The organism is uncultured Vagococcus sp., from assembly GCF_963518325.1.
In the GTDB taxonomy this organism is placed as follows: Bacteria; Bacillota; Bacilli; order Lactobacillales; family Vagococcaceae; genus Vagococcus_D.
Genome location: NZ_CAUQJB010000016.1, coordinates 1 through 14,544, shown reverse-complemented (window position 1 = coordinate 14,544; position 14,544 = coordinate 1). Strand labels below are relative to the sequence as shown.

16 protein-coding genes are annotated in these 14,544 nt (G+C 42.3%); 10 read left to right on the top strand and 6 right to left on the bottom strand.

The window, feature by feature from the left end:
* Nucleotides 1-9: 9 nt before the first annotated feature.
* From RWN13_RS13455 to RWN13_RS13435, 5 genes are all read left to right on the top strand, one after another.
* Nucleotides 10-480 (top strand): hypothetical protein, encoded by a 471-nt coding sequence (locus RWN13_RS13455; RefSeq protein WP_314064520.1) that lies wholly within the window; start codon nt 10-12, stop codon nt 478-480.
* Nucleotides 477-1,448: a Gfo/Idh/MocA family oxidoreductase gene (locus RWN13_RS13450; RefSeq protein WP_314064518.1), complete on the top strand. Its 972-nt coding sequence runs from the start codon at nt 477-479 to the stop codon at nt 1,446-1,448. Before RWN13_RS13455 ends, RWN13_RS13450 begins: the two co-directional genes overlap by 4 nt.
* Nucleotides 1,445-2,308 (top strand): sugar phosphate isomerase/epimerase family protein, encoded by an 864-nt coding sequence (locus RWN13_RS13445; RefSeq protein ID WP_314064516.1) that lies wholly within the window; start codon nt 1,445-1,447, stop codon nt 2,306-2,308. The genes RWN13_RS13450 and RWN13_RS13445 overlap by 4 nt, the downstream gene beginning before the upstream one ends.
* Before the next feature lie 110 nt (nt 2,309-2,418).
* Nucleotides 2,419-3,606 (top strand): glycine C-acetyltransferase, encoded by a 1,188-nt coding sequence (locus tag RWN13_RS13440; protein WP_314064514.1) that lies wholly within the window; start codon nt 2,419-2,421, stop codon nt 3,604-3,606.
* Nucleotides 3,607-3,666: 60 nt separating this feature from the next.
* Nucleotides 3,667-4,641: an NAD-dependent epimerase/dehydratase family protein gene (locus RWN13_RS13435; RefSeq protein WP_314064512.1), complete on the top strand. Its 975-nt coding sequence runs from the start codon at nt 3,667-3,669 to the stop codon at nt 4,639-4,641.
* Between the two features lie 44 nt (nt 4,642-4,685).
* Here RWN13_RS13435 and rsgA read toward each other — a convergent pair whose 3' ends face one another.
* The gene (gene rsgA / locus RWN13_RS13430; protein ID WP_314064509.1) at nt 4,686-5,672 is read right to left on the bottom strand and encodes a ribosome small subunit-dependent GTPase A; all 987 of its coding nucleotides are present in this window, start codon (nt 5,670-5,672) and stop codon (nt 4,686-4,688) included.
* Nucleotides 5,673-5,854: 182 nt separating this feature from the next.
* Nucleotides 5,855-6,199, bottom strand: coding sequence for a helix-turn-helix domain-containing protein (locus RWN13_RS13425; protein ID WP_314064507.1), 345 nt, complete (start codon nt 6,197-6,199; stop codon nt 5,855-5,857).
* 131 nt (nt 6,200-6,330) lie between these two features.
* On the opposite strand from RWN13_RS13425, the gene RWN13_RS13420 reads away from it, so the two are divergent.
* The 4 genes from RWN13_RS13420 (at nt 6,331) to RWN13_RS13405 (ending at nt 9,011) form a co-directional block, all read left to right on the top strand.
* On the top strand, nt 6,331-7,056 hold the full coding sequence (locus tag RWN13_RS13420) for an SDR family oxidoreductase (protein WP_314064504.1): 726 nt from the start codon (nt 6,331-6,333) through the stop codon (nt 7,054-7,056).
* 132 nt (nt 7,057-7,188) lie between these two features.
* Nucleotides 7,189-7,833 (top strand): HD domain-containing protein, encoded by a 645-nt coding sequence (locus RWN13_RS13415; protein ID WP_314064501.1) that lies wholly within the window; start codon nt 7,189-7,191, stop codon nt 7,831-7,833.
* 26 nt (nt 7,834-7,859) lie between these two features.
* Nucleotides 7,860-8,513: a pentapeptide repeat-containing protein gene (locus RWN13_RS13410; protein WP_314064499.1), complete on the top strand. Its 654-nt coding sequence runs from the start codon at nt 7,860-7,862 to the stop codon at nt 8,511-8,513.
* A 15-nt stretch (nt 8,514-8,528) separates the two neighbouring features.
* Nucleotides 8,529-9,011 (top strand): SRPBCC domain-containing protein, encoded by a 483-nt coding sequence (locus RWN13_RS13405; protein WP_314064497.1) that lies wholly within the window; start codon nt 8,529-8,531, stop codon nt 9,009-9,011.
* Nucleotides 9,012-9,097: 86 nt separating this feature from the next.
* On the opposite strand, the gene RWN13_RS13400 is transcribed toward RWN13_RS13405, so the two are convergent.
* Nucleotides 9,098-9,313 carry a hypothetical protein gene (locus RWN13_RS13400; protein WP_314064495.1) on the bottom strand — a complete coding sequence of 72 codons (216 nt, stop codon included), beginning with the start codon at nt 9,311-9,313 and terminating at the stop codon, nt 9,098-9,100.
* A 265-nt stretch (nt 9,314-9,578) separates the two neighbouring features.
* Between RWN13_RS13400 and RWN13_RS13395 the strand changes: the two genes are divergently transcribed.
* Nucleotides 9,579-10,538, top strand: coding sequence for an L-lactate dehydrogenase (locus RWN13_RS13395; protein WP_314064492.1), 960 nt, complete (start codon nt 9,579-9,581; stop codon nt 10,536-10,538).
* 49 nt (nt 10,539-10,587) lie between these two features.
* Here the strand turns inward: RWN13_RS13395 and RWN13_RS13390 are convergent, their stop codons facing one another.
* The 3 genes from RWN13_RS13390 to RWN13_RS13380 all read right to left on the bottom strand — a co-directional run bounded on the left by RWN13_RS13390 (nt 10,588) and on the right by RWN13_RS13380 (nt 13,023).
* Nucleotides 10,588-11,205 carry a GyrI-like domain-containing protein gene (locus tag RWN13_RS13390; RefSeq protein WP_314064489.1) on the bottom strand — a complete coding sequence of 206 codons (618 nt, stop codon included), beginning with the start codon at nt 11,203-11,205 and terminating at the stop codon, nt 10,588-10,590.
* Between the two features lie 78 nt (nt 11,206-11,283).
* Nucleotides 11,284-12,090: a MerR family transcriptional regulator gene (locus RWN13_RS13385; protein ID WP_314064487.1), complete on the bottom strand. Its 807-nt coding sequence runs from the start codon at nt 12,088-12,090 to the stop codon at nt 11,284-11,286.
* A gap of 90 nt (nt 12,091-12,180) precedes the next feature.
* On the bottom strand, nt 12,181-13,023 hold the full coding sequence (locus tag RWN13_RS13380) for a VOC family protein (RefSeq protein ID WP_314064485.1): 843 nt from the start codon (nt 13,021-13,023) through the stop codon (nt 12,181-12,183).
* Nucleotides 13,024-14,544: the final 1,521 nt, after the last annotated feature.

The following is a 14,544-nucleotide window of genomic DNA, read 5'->3' as shown; positions in this document are numbered from 1 at the left end:
GGAAGAGAGATGAGATTAGAAGATCAAGCAGGAATTCAGCTGGCGCTAAGAGGGGACCTCGGTGCTGTCACTTTTTTTCGTTATTCACTAACCCTAAAGGGGCAGGTTCAAGACCAGGATCCACTGCTAAGTGACGTTCTTGACTGGATAAAGGCGGCAGGTGTGACAGAGTTAAAATCTGTTTCGGCCAGTTATGGTAAAGGGAAACAAGTCTTAATAGTGACAATGGCTTTTTCAAATAATGTCTTGGCAAATATCTGTCTCAATATGACAGGAAAAGGTCTAGGCTACATCAAAAAAACCGAACTGGTAGGAACCAAAGGTCTATATGTCTTTGACTCAGAAAGTGAAACAGCCTTTACCTCAGATTGTGTTGTCCCAGACAACTATGACTTAATGGCTGTTAATCCTTTAAATCAGCAGTGGTTAAATGTGATTAATACAAGTTTGATGTCAGGGGAAATGGAGGTGGTCAAATGAAAGTCGGGATTGTTGGCAGTGCCCATATGCATGTTGACAGCTATCTTCGTTGTCTCAAAGAATTAGGTGTGCCGTTAACAGGTGTTTACGATCATCGAGAGGTGGGACGTGAATGGGCTCAAGATCATGGACTGCCTTTTATGGATAACTTAAGTGAGCTGTTGCTCACCTGTGATACGGTGCTTATTTGCTCGGAAAATGCCTATCATAAAGAGTATGCCATTGTAGCAGCCAATCAAGGATGCCATGTGATTGTGGAGAAGCCGATGGCCATATCCCTTGAAGAAGCCGATGAGATGATTGCCGCAACTGAAAAAAATGGGGTTAAGTTATTAGTGTGTCACCCTGTTCGTTTTGCACCGACCATGCAAGAGTTAAAACGAGTGGTCGATCAGGGACAGCTTGGTCAGATTTACGCGATAAACGCCAGCAATCATGGCAAGATTCCCGGAGGCTGGTTCGTCGACAAAGCACTATCCGGTGGGGGGGCAATTATCGACCATACCATTCATATGGCGGATTTGGTTAACTGGCTGTTTCAACTTGAAATTGGCAGCGTCTCAGCTTATGGCGTCACAGCAGTTAGTGACATTCCAACTGAGGACAGTGGCTTGCTGCATGTTCGCTTTAAGACCGGAGAAGTGCTGAGTCTAGATACTTCATGGAACCGTCCAGAGCATTACCCAGTTTGGGGCGATGCCCTATTGGAAATTATTTCTGAAAAAGGTCGAACAGTGGTGGATGGCTTTGGTCGCAAAGCGGCCTTATACCAAAGTGGGAATCAGCAAAATCAATGGGTTTATTACGAAACAGATATGGATATGGCCATGTTTAAGGTCTTTAAAGACGTAATTGAAAAAGACTTACCGTCACCAGTTGATGGGCATGCGGGTCGTTTTACCATCGAAATGGTTCAATTGGCTTACGAATCCATCACACAACAAAAAAGAAACGAGGTTAAGGGATGAAAATTGGGATTAACAGTTGGACATTGCCAACGAACTTAACGATTGAAGAGACATTTAAAGCTGCTAAAGAAGCGGGCTTTGAAACGATTGAGTTGAATATGGCTGAAGAGGTGAAACACGACACCATAGTTTCAGAATTAGGATTGGAAGATAGCCCACATGTCACATTGAACATGAAAGAAGCCGATTTTGCGGCGATTAAAAGAGTGTCGGATCACTATCAGTTGCCAATTTCTAGTGTAGCTACAGCCCTTCACTGGAAATACCCGCTAAATTCACCAGATCCAACCATTCGTGAGCAAGGGAAAGAAGTGGCACGGCGGATGATTGATGCCTGTCAAATTTTTGGTGGAGATACGGTGTTAATTGTACCAGGGGTGGTCACAGCTGAAAATGATTATGAAACTTGCTACCGTTTGTCTCAGGAAGCCTTCAGGGAATTGGCCCCTTATGCTGAAAAAAAAGGCATCGTGATAGGTGTGGAAAACGTCTGGAATAAGTTTTTATACAGCCCATTGGAAATGCGCCAGTTTATTGATGAGATTGCTCATCCATTTATTAGAATTTACTTTGACGCGGGCAATGTGTTGCAATTCGGCTTTCCAGATCAGTGGGTTAAGATTTTAGGGAAGCGAATTGTCAAAGTTCATGTCAAAGATTTCAGTACAAACATAGGAAACATAACAGGTTTCACCCCTTTGCTAGCTGGCGATTTGGATTGGCCGAAATTGGTATCTGCCTTGAAAGAAGTCGGCTACGACGGCCCGCTGACAGCCGAATTAAGCCCTTACAGAGAGGCTCCATTACAATTGGCTAAGGATACGATGAAAGCGATTGATATTATTATCAATTTAGCCTAAATCATTCTATAATAGAGATAGTAAGCTCGACGAATGCATGAGAGAAGGGTAATTCCTGATCTCCTTTGTCGAGCTGTGAATCATGGAATAAAAAGGTGGAGGGATTGTTAATGAGCAAGGAACTGAATTTATTTTTAGAAACAAATTTGAATGAGCTAAAGAGTAAAGGTCTCTATAACCAGATTGAACCGTTGGCCAGCCCTAACGGCCCACTGATCACCATTGGTCAGCGTGACTTAATTAATTTGTCTTCCAATAATTATTTAGGATTAGCAACGGATAGCCGCGTAGTTGCCGCTGCTAAGGCGGGGTTAGAGAAATGGGGAGCAGGAGCTGGTGCCGTTCGAACGATCAATGGCACCTTGCAAGTTCATTTGGACTTGGAACAGGAGTTAGCTCACTTTAAAGGCACAGAGGCCGCCATTGCGTACCAATCAGGTTTTAATTGTAATATGGCAGCGATTTCAGCAGTTATGGGGAAGAACGATGTTATTTTATCAGATGAATTAAATCATGCCTCAATCATCGATGGCTGCCGTCTGTCAGGTGCCAAAGTTATTCGGGTGAATCATTCGGATATGACGGATTTTAGAGAGAAAGCCCAAGCAGTCAGAGATTCAGGCCTTTATGAAAAGGCGATGTACATTACGGATGGTGTTTTTTCAATGGACGGCGATATTTGTAAATTACCGGAAATTGTAGTCATTGCCAAAGAATTTGATTTGATGGTGTATGTCGATGACGCCCATGGCTCGGGAGTCTTAGGTCATGGCCACGGAACGGTGAAACATTTTGGTCTGGAGCAAGAAGTCGAGTTTCAAATCGGCACTTTGTCAAAAGCGATTGGCGTTGTGGGTGGCTATGTAGCGGGAACTCAAGAACTGATTGATTGGTTAAAGGTGCGGTCACGTCCGTTCTTATTTTCGACATCAATGACGCCAGCAGATGCGGCTGCCGCAATTAAATCACTGCAAATTCTGGATCAGGATACTCGATTAAATGATGACTTGTGGGACAATGCCACTTACTTTAAGACTAAATTGACTCAACTTGGGTTTGAAACTGGTATTACGGAAACACCGATTACCCCTGTGATTATTGGCGATGAGCAGTTAGCTCAAGACTTTAGTAGACGGTTGTATGAAGAAGGGGTATATGTGAAGGCGATTGTTTTTCCGACGGTACCATTAGGGACTGCCCGTGTCCGTAATATGCCAACAGCCGGTCATACAAAAGAAATGTTAGATCAGGCCTTAGCTGTTTATGAAACCGTCGGGCGAGAATTTGACTTGATTTAAGGGTCACTATTAGAAAAAAGGAACGTGTTCTAATAAGGGAATGTGAGAGGAGCCCGTAAAATGAAAAAAATATTGATTACAGGTGCTTTAGGGCAAATTGGTTCAGAACTAACTCGCGCATTGCGAGCTAAATATGGGGTTGAGAATGTCATTGCGACCAATGATGTAGCCAGTGACCGTTCGGCCATTGTCCGTGAGGGACCCTTTGAAGTATTAGATGTGTTGGATTATCAGCGCTTTTTAGCGATTGCCGAAGACTATCAAGTGGACACACTGATTCATTTAGCTGCGCTGTTATCAGCAGTAGCGGAAACGAAACCACAGTTAGCTTGGAAGGTTAATATGGAAGGCACGATGAATGCCTTAGAAGTTGCCCGTGAACGAGATTTACTTTTCTTTACGCCCAGTTCAATTGGCGCATTTGGTCCTAGCACACCAAAAGACTTAACGCCTCAAGTGACCATCCAACGACCAACCACTATGTACGGAGTCAATAAAGTGGCTGGAGAGTTATTGTGTGACTATTATTACGAACGCTTTGGCGTGGACACTCGAGGGGTCCGTTTTCCGGGGTTAATCTCCTACCTGGCACCACCAGGAGGCGGCACCACCGATTACGCCATCGAAATTTGTTACGCGGCGATGGACGCTGGAACATACGAATGCCCACTTTCAGCTGATACGCGTTTAGACATGATGTATATGCCTGATGCCATCCATGCCATCATTGATTTATTAGAGGCAGACGGTTCAAAATTGGTTCACCGCAACGCCTTTAACATCAGTTCCATGAGCTTTACGCCAGAAGAGATTGCGGCTGAGATTCGCCAGATTTACCCTAGTTTTGAGATGACGTATAAGGTTAATCCGATGCTGCAAAAAATTGCTGACAGCTGGCCCAACAGTTTGGATGCGACGTGTGCCAAGGAAGAGTGGGGCTTTAGTTATCATTATGGTTTACGGGGGATGTTGGAGGATATGTTTGCTCATCTTCCAGAACGTCAACCAGCTAAACGAACCAAAATGTTGATGTAGAAAAGACCCTCATCAGTCGCAAGTTCGACTGATGAGGGTCTTGTTTATCGTCTTTTTTTTAGTTCAGTTTCGCGTTTGCGCTTCTCTAAATAAGCCAGTTCCCGCTGTAGTTTCTGATAGTCTTTAAAGCGTTCAGCACTTAAGCGTCCTTGGGCAATAGCGCTAGTAACGGCACAGCCAGGTTCGCTGCCATGAGCACAATCGCCAAAGCGACAGCTTTCAGCCAATTCAGCGATATCTTCAAAAGTCTGATTCAGCTGTTCGCCGGTGGACCACAAACCAAATTCCCTCATTCCCGGAGTATCCACCAGCCAGGCATGTTGGACCGCTAATAAATTGCGGGAAGTCGTAGTGTGGCGGCCGCGACCGTCGTCTTCACGAATGTCGCCAGTTAACTGTAGGTCTCGACCTGCTAATTGATTAATCAAAGTCGATTTGCCAATTCCCGAAGAACCGACTAAGGCAATCGTGCGGTAATGGGTTAAACGGGCTTGTAAGTCTTCGAGCCCCACCCCGGTTTTAGCACTGCAAACCAGCACATCAATCCCTGGATGTTCCAGCTGAATCTCTTTAATAATCATTGTTGAATCGGCGATTAAGTCGGCTTTGGTTAAAATAATTACTGGCAGGGCACCACTGTCCCAGGCGTTAATAATATAACGGTTTAGACGAGGTAAATTCAAATCATGGTTCAGACTCATGACTAGCCAGATTTCATCTAAATTGGCTGCAATGACCTGCCGCTGGTCTTGGTTACCAGCCACATTGCGGACAAAGCTAGAGCGTCTAGGGATAATCTGTTGAATGACTTGCTGATGGGGATCCGTGACCACCCAATCACCAACAGCAGGCAAATCGTATTTTTCGGTAATCGAATGGGAAACTTTTCCCGTGAGTTTTAAATGGCAGGGGCCGTTAATGGTCAGACCCTGATAGGTATTTTGGCCAGTTGTGATGATTCTGGCAAGCTGTTCTTTTTCGGCGTAACACCCGAAGGCCTCATTCCAGCCTAATGTTAGTAGTGTGTTCAATCAAGTCTCCTTTTCCAGGAGAAGATGGATTAGTTGTCCTGCTCCTCCTTGTGCGTGTTGTGATGAGCGTGTGTATAGGCAATTAGTTTTCTCATATCCATCATCCTTTCGATTCTTGATTGACTCAAGTTATTACAAAAATTATCTCAGAATTACCAAACTGATGCAAGGGCTTTTGCGAATTAGTTTTCCCTTTCGTCGCAAAGGATCTCAGTCAGTTCTGTTGTGGGAACATTGGTCAGCCCCCATTGGCAGATCACATCCAGAACGGGCATAAGGGATTGACCTTTAGCTGTCAGCTGATATTCTACTCGTGGCGGTATTTCGGGAAAAATTTCCCGCTGGATTAACCCGTCCTGTTCTAATTCTCTTAACTGACTGGTTAATATTTTATTGGAAATATTAGGCAGACTACGGGACAGCTGGTTAAAACGAGCAATTTGATTTTCGGCAATTTCATAGAGTAAATATATTTTCCACTTGCCTTGAATCAGTTGCATGGTGGCATCAAATTCGTTTAAGTACATGTCTGTGCTCCTTTATCGATGGTTTCCTTTAGGTTACTGAGTGACCTGAAAGTGCGTACTAGTATTACTGTCTATTCAATGTATACTAATTTTATGGATACGTCTACTCAATAGAAAATGGAGGAAATAAAATGTCTCAACAATTAATCGTCATCACCGGTGCCAGTAGCGGATTTGGGAAAGAAATGGCTCACTTATTTAGCGCAAAAGGGCATCCTTTGTTATTGATTGGCCGTCGAACAGAAAAAATGCTCGAGTTTAATTTACCTCGCACGCTAGTAAAACAAGTGGATGTTAGTGATCGACTCGCTTTCGCAGAAGCCATTCAAGAAGCGGAAGGGTTATATGGTCCAGTGGACTTGTTGATCAACAATGCCGGCCAGATGCTCCTAGGAGACGTGGCAGATCAAGATCCTACTGAATGGTCACGGATGCTCGACACGAACGTCTTAGGGACGCTCAATGGCATTAGTTGTGTTCTGGGAGGTATGAAGGAGCGCCAAGGCGGTACCATTGTTAATGTCTCATCGATTGTTGGTTTTAAAGCATTTGGAAATCATGCGGCTTACTGCGCAACCAAATACGGGGTTCATGGTTTAACGGAAACCGTGCGGATGGAAGCCGCAGCTGCCAATGTGCGGGTCTTGTTGATTTCCCCAGGGGCAGCTGAAACGGAATTATTAAGTCACACAACCAATCAGGAGATGAAAGACGGCTATAATGACTGGAAAGAAACCATGGGCGGTGCCGCACTGGATCCAATTAAAGTAGCTGAAAGTGTGGCCTATATGTATGAAATGCCCCAAAGTGTTTCAATCCGGGAGTTAGTCATCGCTGCTACGAAACAAGATAATTAGAAGGTGTTGAAAGACTGGGAAACTGGTCTTTTTTTTTATAAAAGAGTGAAAGTCTATTAATTTTTAGTAGGAAATAGTACCATAGGTAGAGAGATACTTTCTTAAGGAAGGTATTAACAAGGAGGTCACGAAATGGAAGAAACCAAACAATTAGCGCTAATAGCGGACTATGCTCAAAGGGTTCTGGAAAAAGATGCTTCTGGCCATAGCATGGATCACATTGAACGAGTGGTTAAGATGGCAAAACGCTTAGCTAAAAGCGAAAACTGCGATTATTTTCTGGTAGTTGCCGGGGCGTATTTACACGATGTGACTGATGATAAATTAGTACCGGATGTAGCGCAGGCCCGCCAAGAACTAACAAACTTTTTGACGTCAATCGATCTAGCGGATGATCAAATCAAGACGCTTTTTTATATCATTGATCATGTATCGTTTAGTGCTAGTCTTGGCAAAACGCCTGAAGAGTTGACCATGGAGGCGCAAATTGTTCAAGATGCTGACCGTTTGGATGCAGTGGGAGCCACGGGGATTGGCCGCACTTTTTATTACGGTGGCCACACGGGTCATAAAATATACGACCCAGACATTCCGCCACGGGAATTAAAAACGAAATCGGAGTACCGGGTCAATGAGACCGTGATCAATCATTTTTATGAAAAGCTATTACGGTTACCAGATATGATGCACACGGCATTAGCCCGTGAAATTGGTCAAGAGCGTAAAGCGGTGATGGAAGCTTTTTTAACCGCCTTTATGAAAGAATGGCAAGAGTGACTCTCGTGAGGAGGTAAGTCGGTGGCATGAGTGATAGTGAAATCGAGCAGTCCCGTATGTTTGTCGGCCTAGATTGGTCGAACCGTGATTTAAGTGGCCAGGATTTTAACAATGTGTGCTTTAAACAGATGAATTTCAGTGGAACAAATTTCAGAGGGGCTGATTTAACCAACAGTTTATGCCGTGACTGTCAGTTTATTCAGGCCGATTTAAGTGACTGCCAATTAATAGGGGCTGATCTACGTGGCTGTGATCTAAGTGGTAGTCTTATGAAAGGCGCAAACTTCTATCGAGCCATACTGGAAGAAGCGAACCTGACCGCGGTTCAGGCGGATAAAGAGACCCGCTTTTTTGCACAACACTGTCCTGAAAGTGGTCCCTTTGTGGCTTACAAAAAGTGTTTTGATGACCGGCTAGTCCAATTGCTTATTCCAGCTGGGGCTCAGCGAACATCGGCCACAGATTATAGTTGTCGGTGTGAGTATGCTAAAGTATTGACGATTAAAAGTATCGATGCTAGCCAAGGCTATCAAGAGGCGGTGTCTTATGCTGATGAACGATTTATTTATCAAGTGGGACAGGTCATGTATGCTGAGCAGTTTAATCCAAACCGTTGGGCAGATTCAACAGGAGGCATTCATTTTTTTATGACACGGCAAGAGGCGATTGATTACTTGTAAATTGGAGGGATTGTAATGGAAAAAGGCATCATTAGCAAACAAGAGGATCACTTGGTGGTCGCTTGGCAAGTTGAGCTCCCAATAAGTCTGGACAATGCTTGGCATTTATTAACAACCGATAAGGGACTAGCCAGTTGGTTTCCAGAGTTAAGAGTGGGAAGCTTGGCTGAAGGAGGTCAGTTATTATTTGTGATGACAGAAACGGAACAACTGAAGATGCCTATCTTCAGTTATCGGGAGTTGGAAACCATCGGATTTGAATGGGGAGCAGATCAGGTGATCTTTAGATTGGCCCAGTTGTCTGATAAACAAACCAGACTTGAATTAGAAGAAACGCTAACTGCGGTGACCGAGCACACGCCGCGAGATTTGGCAGGTTGGACCTTTTGTTTGGAACGACTGAAAAAGGTTGATCAAGGAGAGGAATTTGAGTTCTCAGACGTTCTTTTTGATGAATGGTATCAGTATTATGCGAAAGAACTCCATCAGAAGGACTAACAGATATGGCTTGTTACAAGGCTTAGTATAGATGCTTGATGAAAAACAGCCAGCAAATCATTGATTTGCTGGCTGTTTATTAGTTATTAGATTGGGGTTGGTTTAAAGGTAATGGTACACAAATCTTTGTAATGGAAGTGGTAGCTGGCTCTAAGTGATTTATTATCAATTAGTGTCGTTGCAGTATCCATCACGTCTTGTTGATCGAAGTTAGGATAATTTTTGGTGTGAGACACTAAAGGTGGTAACTCTTTTCGTGCTTCCTCAAGTAATAATTCTTCAATCGTTTCACGGTATGCCATTTTATGCAACCTCCTCTGCTTGTTTACTATAACATGAATACGTAGGGGAAAATAAATCATTCCTGCGACATTATGACAAAAATAGCCTTGATTTTGTTTTATTGACGCTTGTTTGTCATATTCAAAAGACTAATATTCCCATAATTTCCCCATTTAGCTAAAAAGATTAAGAAAGCCAGTCATATTATTTTCATGCCTTTTGAAAAAGAGGTAAAATAACAGTGGAAGCTTAATAAGATGATTTATCAGAAAAGGGGTCATTGTTATGAGTCAGAGAAAAGAAAAAGAAAAAATAATATTAGTTGGAGCCGGAGATGTGGGTTCCAGTTATGCATTTGCCTTAGTGGCCCAAAATATCGGCCGGGAACTGGGGATTATCGATTTAGATACAGGAAAAAGTGAAGGAGATGCCCTTGATTTATCAGATGGTCTGGCCTTTACGTCACCTAAAAAAATCTATGCGGCAACGTATGATGATTGCAGTGATGCGGATTTAGTTGTTCTCACAGCGGGAGCTGCCCAAAAAGAGGGCGAAACTCGTCTTGATTTAATCAATAAAAATTTAAAAATTACTAAAGGCATTGTTGACAGTATCATGGCCAGTGGCTTTGATGGGATTTTTTTAGTAGCCAGTAATCCAGTGGATATTTTGACCTATGCCGTTTGGAAATTTTCAGGCTTGCCAACCAATCGAGTAATAGGGTCAGGAACCTCTCTTGACAGTGCCCGCTTTAGACGGGCCTTAGCCAATTTAACTGACGTGGATGCCCGAGATGTCCACGCTTATATCATCGGTGAACACGGGGATACGCAATTCCCAGTCTGGTCTCATGCCAACATCGGTGGGCTGCAAATTTATGAATGGGTTAGAGAACATCCGGAAATTACGGAAGATAGCTTAATCGAGCTGGTAACAGGCGTTCGTGATGCTGCTTATAAGATCATTCAACGCAAAGGATCGACCCACTACGGGATTGCCATCGCTTTGGCCCGAATTACGAAAGCAATCTTTGATGATGAGAATGCGATTTTACCACTATCAGTCTATTTGGATGGTGAGTATGGCGAAAAGGATATTTACATTGGATCACCCGCCATCATTAACCGTGAAGGCATTAAGAGTGTCCTTGAAATTCCATTAAATGATTTGGAAAAACAAAAAATGCAAGACTCAGTTTCAACAATCAGAGACATGCAAAACGATGCCTTTGATAAATTAGGCTAAACCATACTAAATCAAACAAGCAAGATGCGAGAAGGCATCTTGCTTGTTTTTAGTTAATTGGAAAGCGCAGAACGGTTTTAAGTTTACTGGCTTCGACTTTTTCTGCATTTGATAAATAAATTTCTTTATGAATATGACCGATGCGTTTAAGGCCATGTTCCTCGCAATAGTCAGCCATATGAGCGAAGCTAATTGGCTCAGAATCATAACTACCGAGATGAAGCATTTGCAAATTTTTGCCTTCATCAATGGTTTCCAACTGGACCAGTTCGGCTCGCTCAGGGCCGATTTTTTTGATAACCCCTTCTTTAAGAACTGCCATTAATTCCTTGGTGACAAATTCTGGTTGGCGAATCATCAGGTGGTAAATAAACTGGTCTTTATCTAATGGTTGACCTTCAATAGGTGCTACCTTTGAATCCCAAAAGGCTTCAAGAGGGAAGACCGTATAGTCAAAATAGCCCTCGGTTTCAATGCCTTTTCTTGGTGACATTTTGATGGCATAAGAAAAGGCATAAAGTGCTTGGATAGCAGACTTGAATCCTTCCCCATTAGGATTGCCTTCCCCTCTAATTGTTAGGTATTGCAGTGGTGGTAAGTCAATAATAGTTGGGATGGCTTTTGGGAGATACCATCCTTTATCTTTTTTGCGCCATTCATATTTCATGTGTGTTGCCTCCATCTTTAAATAATGTGATAGGTTTAGTTTAAGCTCTCTAGTGCAGAGGAGAGTCAAGTAAATTAATTAATGACGATTAAAAGGGATCGTAATCTGAGTTTCATAAGAATGGGGATTTCCCCAAAAGGTTTTACCTGGTCCTTTTAAATAAACCTCTCTCGATGGGAAGCGAAGGGTGTAATGATGTTCTTTCCCATAATCCAACAGTCGTTTATAAGATGTGGATAAGGTATCGTATCCACCGTAATGCATCACTTTTAAGACCGATTCTTGAGGTAATTGCCAAAACTCGATGCCTGATTGTTTAAGTGAAAAGCGTTGTTTAACGGGCAAACAAACGCGCATGGTGGCTTGTTCCTGATAATTATCATCGTAAAGCAAGGTCGTAACAGGCCCAGCAACGTATTTTCCTGCTGCTTTAAATAAGGAAGCAATCACCAGACCGATATCCTCATAACGGCCATAAAATGATTGACTGATAGTTAGCTGTGAAAGGCTGTCTGTTTCCTCAATTGGGCTAATCTTAAGGTTAGTGGTAGGTGAATGCTGCCCTTTGATTTCTTGTTTAAGCATGTCCAACAGCAGTTGGTCAGCGGCCATTCGCTTTTGGATCCGTTGTTGTTTTTCTTTTAGAAAATAACTAAAATCATGTTCCGATGACTGATTAAGGACATCTTTGATTTCCAGAATGGAAAAGTCTAGTTTCCGTAACAAAGAAATGGTTTGGGCTTGTTGATAGTTAGCCTCATTATAGTAGCGATAGCCCGTATGCTCATCCCGCTTATAAGGAATCAGTATGCCCTCTTTATCGTAATAGTGGAGTGTTTTGACAGTTAATTTAGTGATGTTGGAAAATTCACTGATTAAGTACATCTGAAGCCTCCTTTAATAAGTTTCTTTTGTTTCATCATAGCACAATCACCGATAAAAAAAGAAGCCTGTTAAGGCTTCTGGTTTGTTTCCTTATTTAATAGGAACGATATAGCGAAACTTAATGCCGTTGGGATCGTGAAAAATCAAGTCTTGATGATCCTGGTGGTAGGGATAGTGTTGTAAATCCATCTTAGCTTTCGTCTCAGTCATGACTTCCTTGGAAACGCGGACCAAAATTTCATTCATGCCCGGTGCTTCATCCTGATTCTTAGGGAAGTTGCGGGTCGTCCAAATGTTCCCTGCAAACTGATGATGATAGCCGTCTTTCCCATAAAAAGCGGCTTGGCTACCAAACTCCGTGGTAATCGTGAAAGCTAAAATATCATGGAAAAACTGACTGGTTTCAGGAACGCTTGAGACGGCTAAATGGACGTGGCCAATAAAGGTACCCTCTGCCAGATAATCGAATTCTTGAGTGGCAGCGGCTAAGACCCCCTCCACATCCATTGCTTCGGTGACGCCAACGATAATGCCGTTGTCTTTGATATCCCATTGACTTTCAGGTTTATCAGCGTAAACTTCAATGCCATTGCCTTCAGGATCAGCCAAGTAAACAGCCTCACTGTAACCATGATCGCTGGCCCCTTGAATCGGGTACTGTGTGATAGCTAAATGACGCAAGAAGTTACCTAAAGCGGCTCGATTAGGCAATAAGTAAGCAATGTGATAAAGACCGCTTGTTTGGCTTTGTGGCCGTGAGGTTTGCGTCAGCTTTAATAAGATTTCACCCGTCTGTTTAATGCCTAAAGCCACCGTGCTATCAGTTGCTTCCAAGACAGAAAGACCCATTATTGTTTCGTAAAAATCAGTCATTTTGGTCAAATCAGTTGTGTTTAAGGTTACGGTTTGAATTTTATAATTAGTTAAGTTCATTCGAATGCCAACTTTCTATGATTAATTGATACCATAAGAATACACCAAAATAAAGTTACTTACAAATAATAAGTTTCGTGAGCTAAGTGACTGTCTCAAAAATTGACTTAGTTAGGAATAAAAGTTGAGAAAAATTAGCGTGTAACCTTGATATACTTAGTTTATTGTTAGGAAGAAGACTAGATAGTTTGAAAAATGTGTACCAGAGTCCCCCCTCGAAAACCTTATCTAAATGAGTGGTCATGAAGCGCTTCTTTCTAATCAATTTAAAACCTGAAACCTAGCTGAAAAGTTAGTTTTTTTACGTTATCATCATCTTCAATCATTAGACAGTATCGGTATCTTTCTTTATTTCATCAAGCCGGATGTCTGAATACCTGTCTTGAAATAATTCTACAAGGCTACAATGGTGATCTCCAGATAGGCAAAGAGGGGGCCTTTCATTTCGTTTTAGCTGGAAGGCCAGTGATTGATGAGTTCGTGACTTGCCTCTCATAGTCATTTAACGGACAAGACAAGGGAATCCCTTTTTAGAATGAATTAAAATGGAGGAGCTAGTTATGGAATTGTTGCTAAAAAAAACGACGATGTCCGCTTAAAGCGTACATTAAAAGAAGTTGTTTTGTTATGTGGTGAGCTGTCAAACCCTTGATAACTATCAGTTGTTCGGCTGAAAGTAATTAATGAAAGGTTGTTTCAATCAATCCCTTTAAAAGCGACATGCCAGCGATTGGGTATAGGTGAGTTGTTATTTCTTCGATCAATAAGAAGCATTCGATCAGAGTGTTATGACTAAAGAAGCTTAGCACGTCTAGAATGTTATCCAAACCGCTGCCAAAAAAACGACGATGTCCGCTTAAAGCGTACATTAAAAGCAGTTGTTTTGTTATATAAAAAGAGGCTAAAACCTTGATAACTATCAGTTGTTCGGCTGAAAGTAATTAATGAAAGGTTGTTTCAATCAATCCCTTTAAAAGCGACATGCCAGCGATTGGGTATAGATGAGTTGTTATTTCTTTGATCAATAAGGAGCATTCGATTAGAGTCTTATGACTAACGAAGCATAGCACGTCTAGAATGTTATCCAAACCACTCTCAAAAAAACGACGATGTCCGCTTAAAGCGTACATTAAAAGCAGCTGTTTTGTTATATAAAAAGAGGCTAAACCCTTGATAACTATCAGTCGTTCGGCTGAAAGTAATTAATGAAAGGTTGTTTCAATCAATCCCTTTAAAGGCGACATGCCAGCGATTGGGCACAGATGAGTTGTTATTTCTTCAATCAATAAAGTTCAATCGATCAGAGTGTTATGACTAACGAAGCTTAGCACGTCTAGAATGTTATCCAAACCACTGTCAAAAAAACGGCGATGTCCGCTTAAAGCGTACATTAAAAGCGGCTGTTTTGTTATGTGGAAAGTTACCAAACCCTTGCTAACTATCAGTCGTTCGACTGAAAGTAATTAATGAAAGGTTGTTTCAATCAATCCCTTTAAAGGCGACATGCCAGCGATTGGGTAC

What these genes read in the sequence shown, in the direction of transcription:
- RWN13_RS13455 (WP_314064520.1), top strand. Translation starts at nt 10, where the DNA reads ATGAGATTAGAAGATCAAGCAGGAATTCAGCTGGCGCTAAGAGGGGAC.
- RWN13_RS13450 (WP_314064518.1), top strand. Translation starts at nt 477, where the DNA reads ATGAAAGTCGGGATTGTTGGCAGTGCCCATATGCATGTTGACAGCTAT.
- RWN13_RS13445 (WP_314064516.1), top strand. Translation starts at nt 1,445, where the DNA reads ATGAAAATTGGGATTAACAGTTGGACATTGCCAACGAACTTAACGATT.
- RWN13_RS13440 (WP_314064514.1), top strand. Translation starts at nt 2,419, where the DNA reads ATGAGCAAGGAACTGAATTTATTTTTAGAAACAAATTTGAATGAGCTA.
- RWN13_RS13435 (WP_314064512.1), top strand. Translation starts at nt 3,667, where the DNA reads ATGAAAAAAATATTGATTACAGGTGCTTTAGGGCAAATTGGTTCAGAA.
- RWN13_RS13425 (WP_314064507.1), bottom strand. Translation starts at nt 6,199, where the DNA reads ATGTACTTAAACGAATTTGATGCCACCATGCAACTGATTCAAGGCAAG.
- RWN13_RS13420 (WP_314064504.1), top strand. Translation starts at nt 6,331, where the DNA reads ATGTCTCAACAATTAATCGTCATCACCGGTGCCAGTAGCGGATTTGGG.
- RWN13_RS13415 (WP_314064501.1), top strand. Translation starts at nt 7,189, where the DNA reads ATGGAAGAAACCAAACAATTAGCGCTAATAGCGGACTATGCTCAAAGG.
- RWN13_RS13410 (WP_314064499.1), top strand. Translation starts at nt 7,860, where the DNA reads ATGAGTGATAGTGAAATCGAGCAGTCCCGTATGTTTGTCGGCCTAGAT.
- RWN13_RS13405 (WP_314064497.1), top strand. Translation starts at nt 8,529, where the DNA reads ATGGAAAAAGGCATCATTAGCAAACAAGAGGATCACTTGGTGGTCGCT.
- RWN13_RS13400 (WP_314064495.1), bottom strand. Translation starts at nt 9,313, where the DNA reads ATGGCATACCGTGAAACGATTGAAGAATTATTACTTGAGGAAGCACGA.
- RWN13_RS13395 (WP_314064492.1), top strand. Translation starts at nt 9,579, where the DNA reads ATGAGTCAGAGAAAAGAAAAAGAAAAAATAATATTAGTTGGAGCCGGA.
- RWN13_RS13390 (WP_314064489.1), bottom strand. Translation starts at nt 11,205, where the DNA reads ATGAAATATGAATGGCGCAAAAAAGATAAAGGATGGTATCTCCCAAAA.
- RWN13_RS13385 (WP_314064487.1), bottom strand. Translation starts at nt 12,090, where the DNA reads ATGTACTTAATCAGTGAATTTTCCAACATCACTAAATTAACTGTCAAA.
- RWN13_RS13380 (WP_314064485.1), bottom strand. Translation starts at nt 13,023, where the DNA reads ATGAACTTAACTAATTATAAAATTCAAACCGTAACCTTAAACACAACT.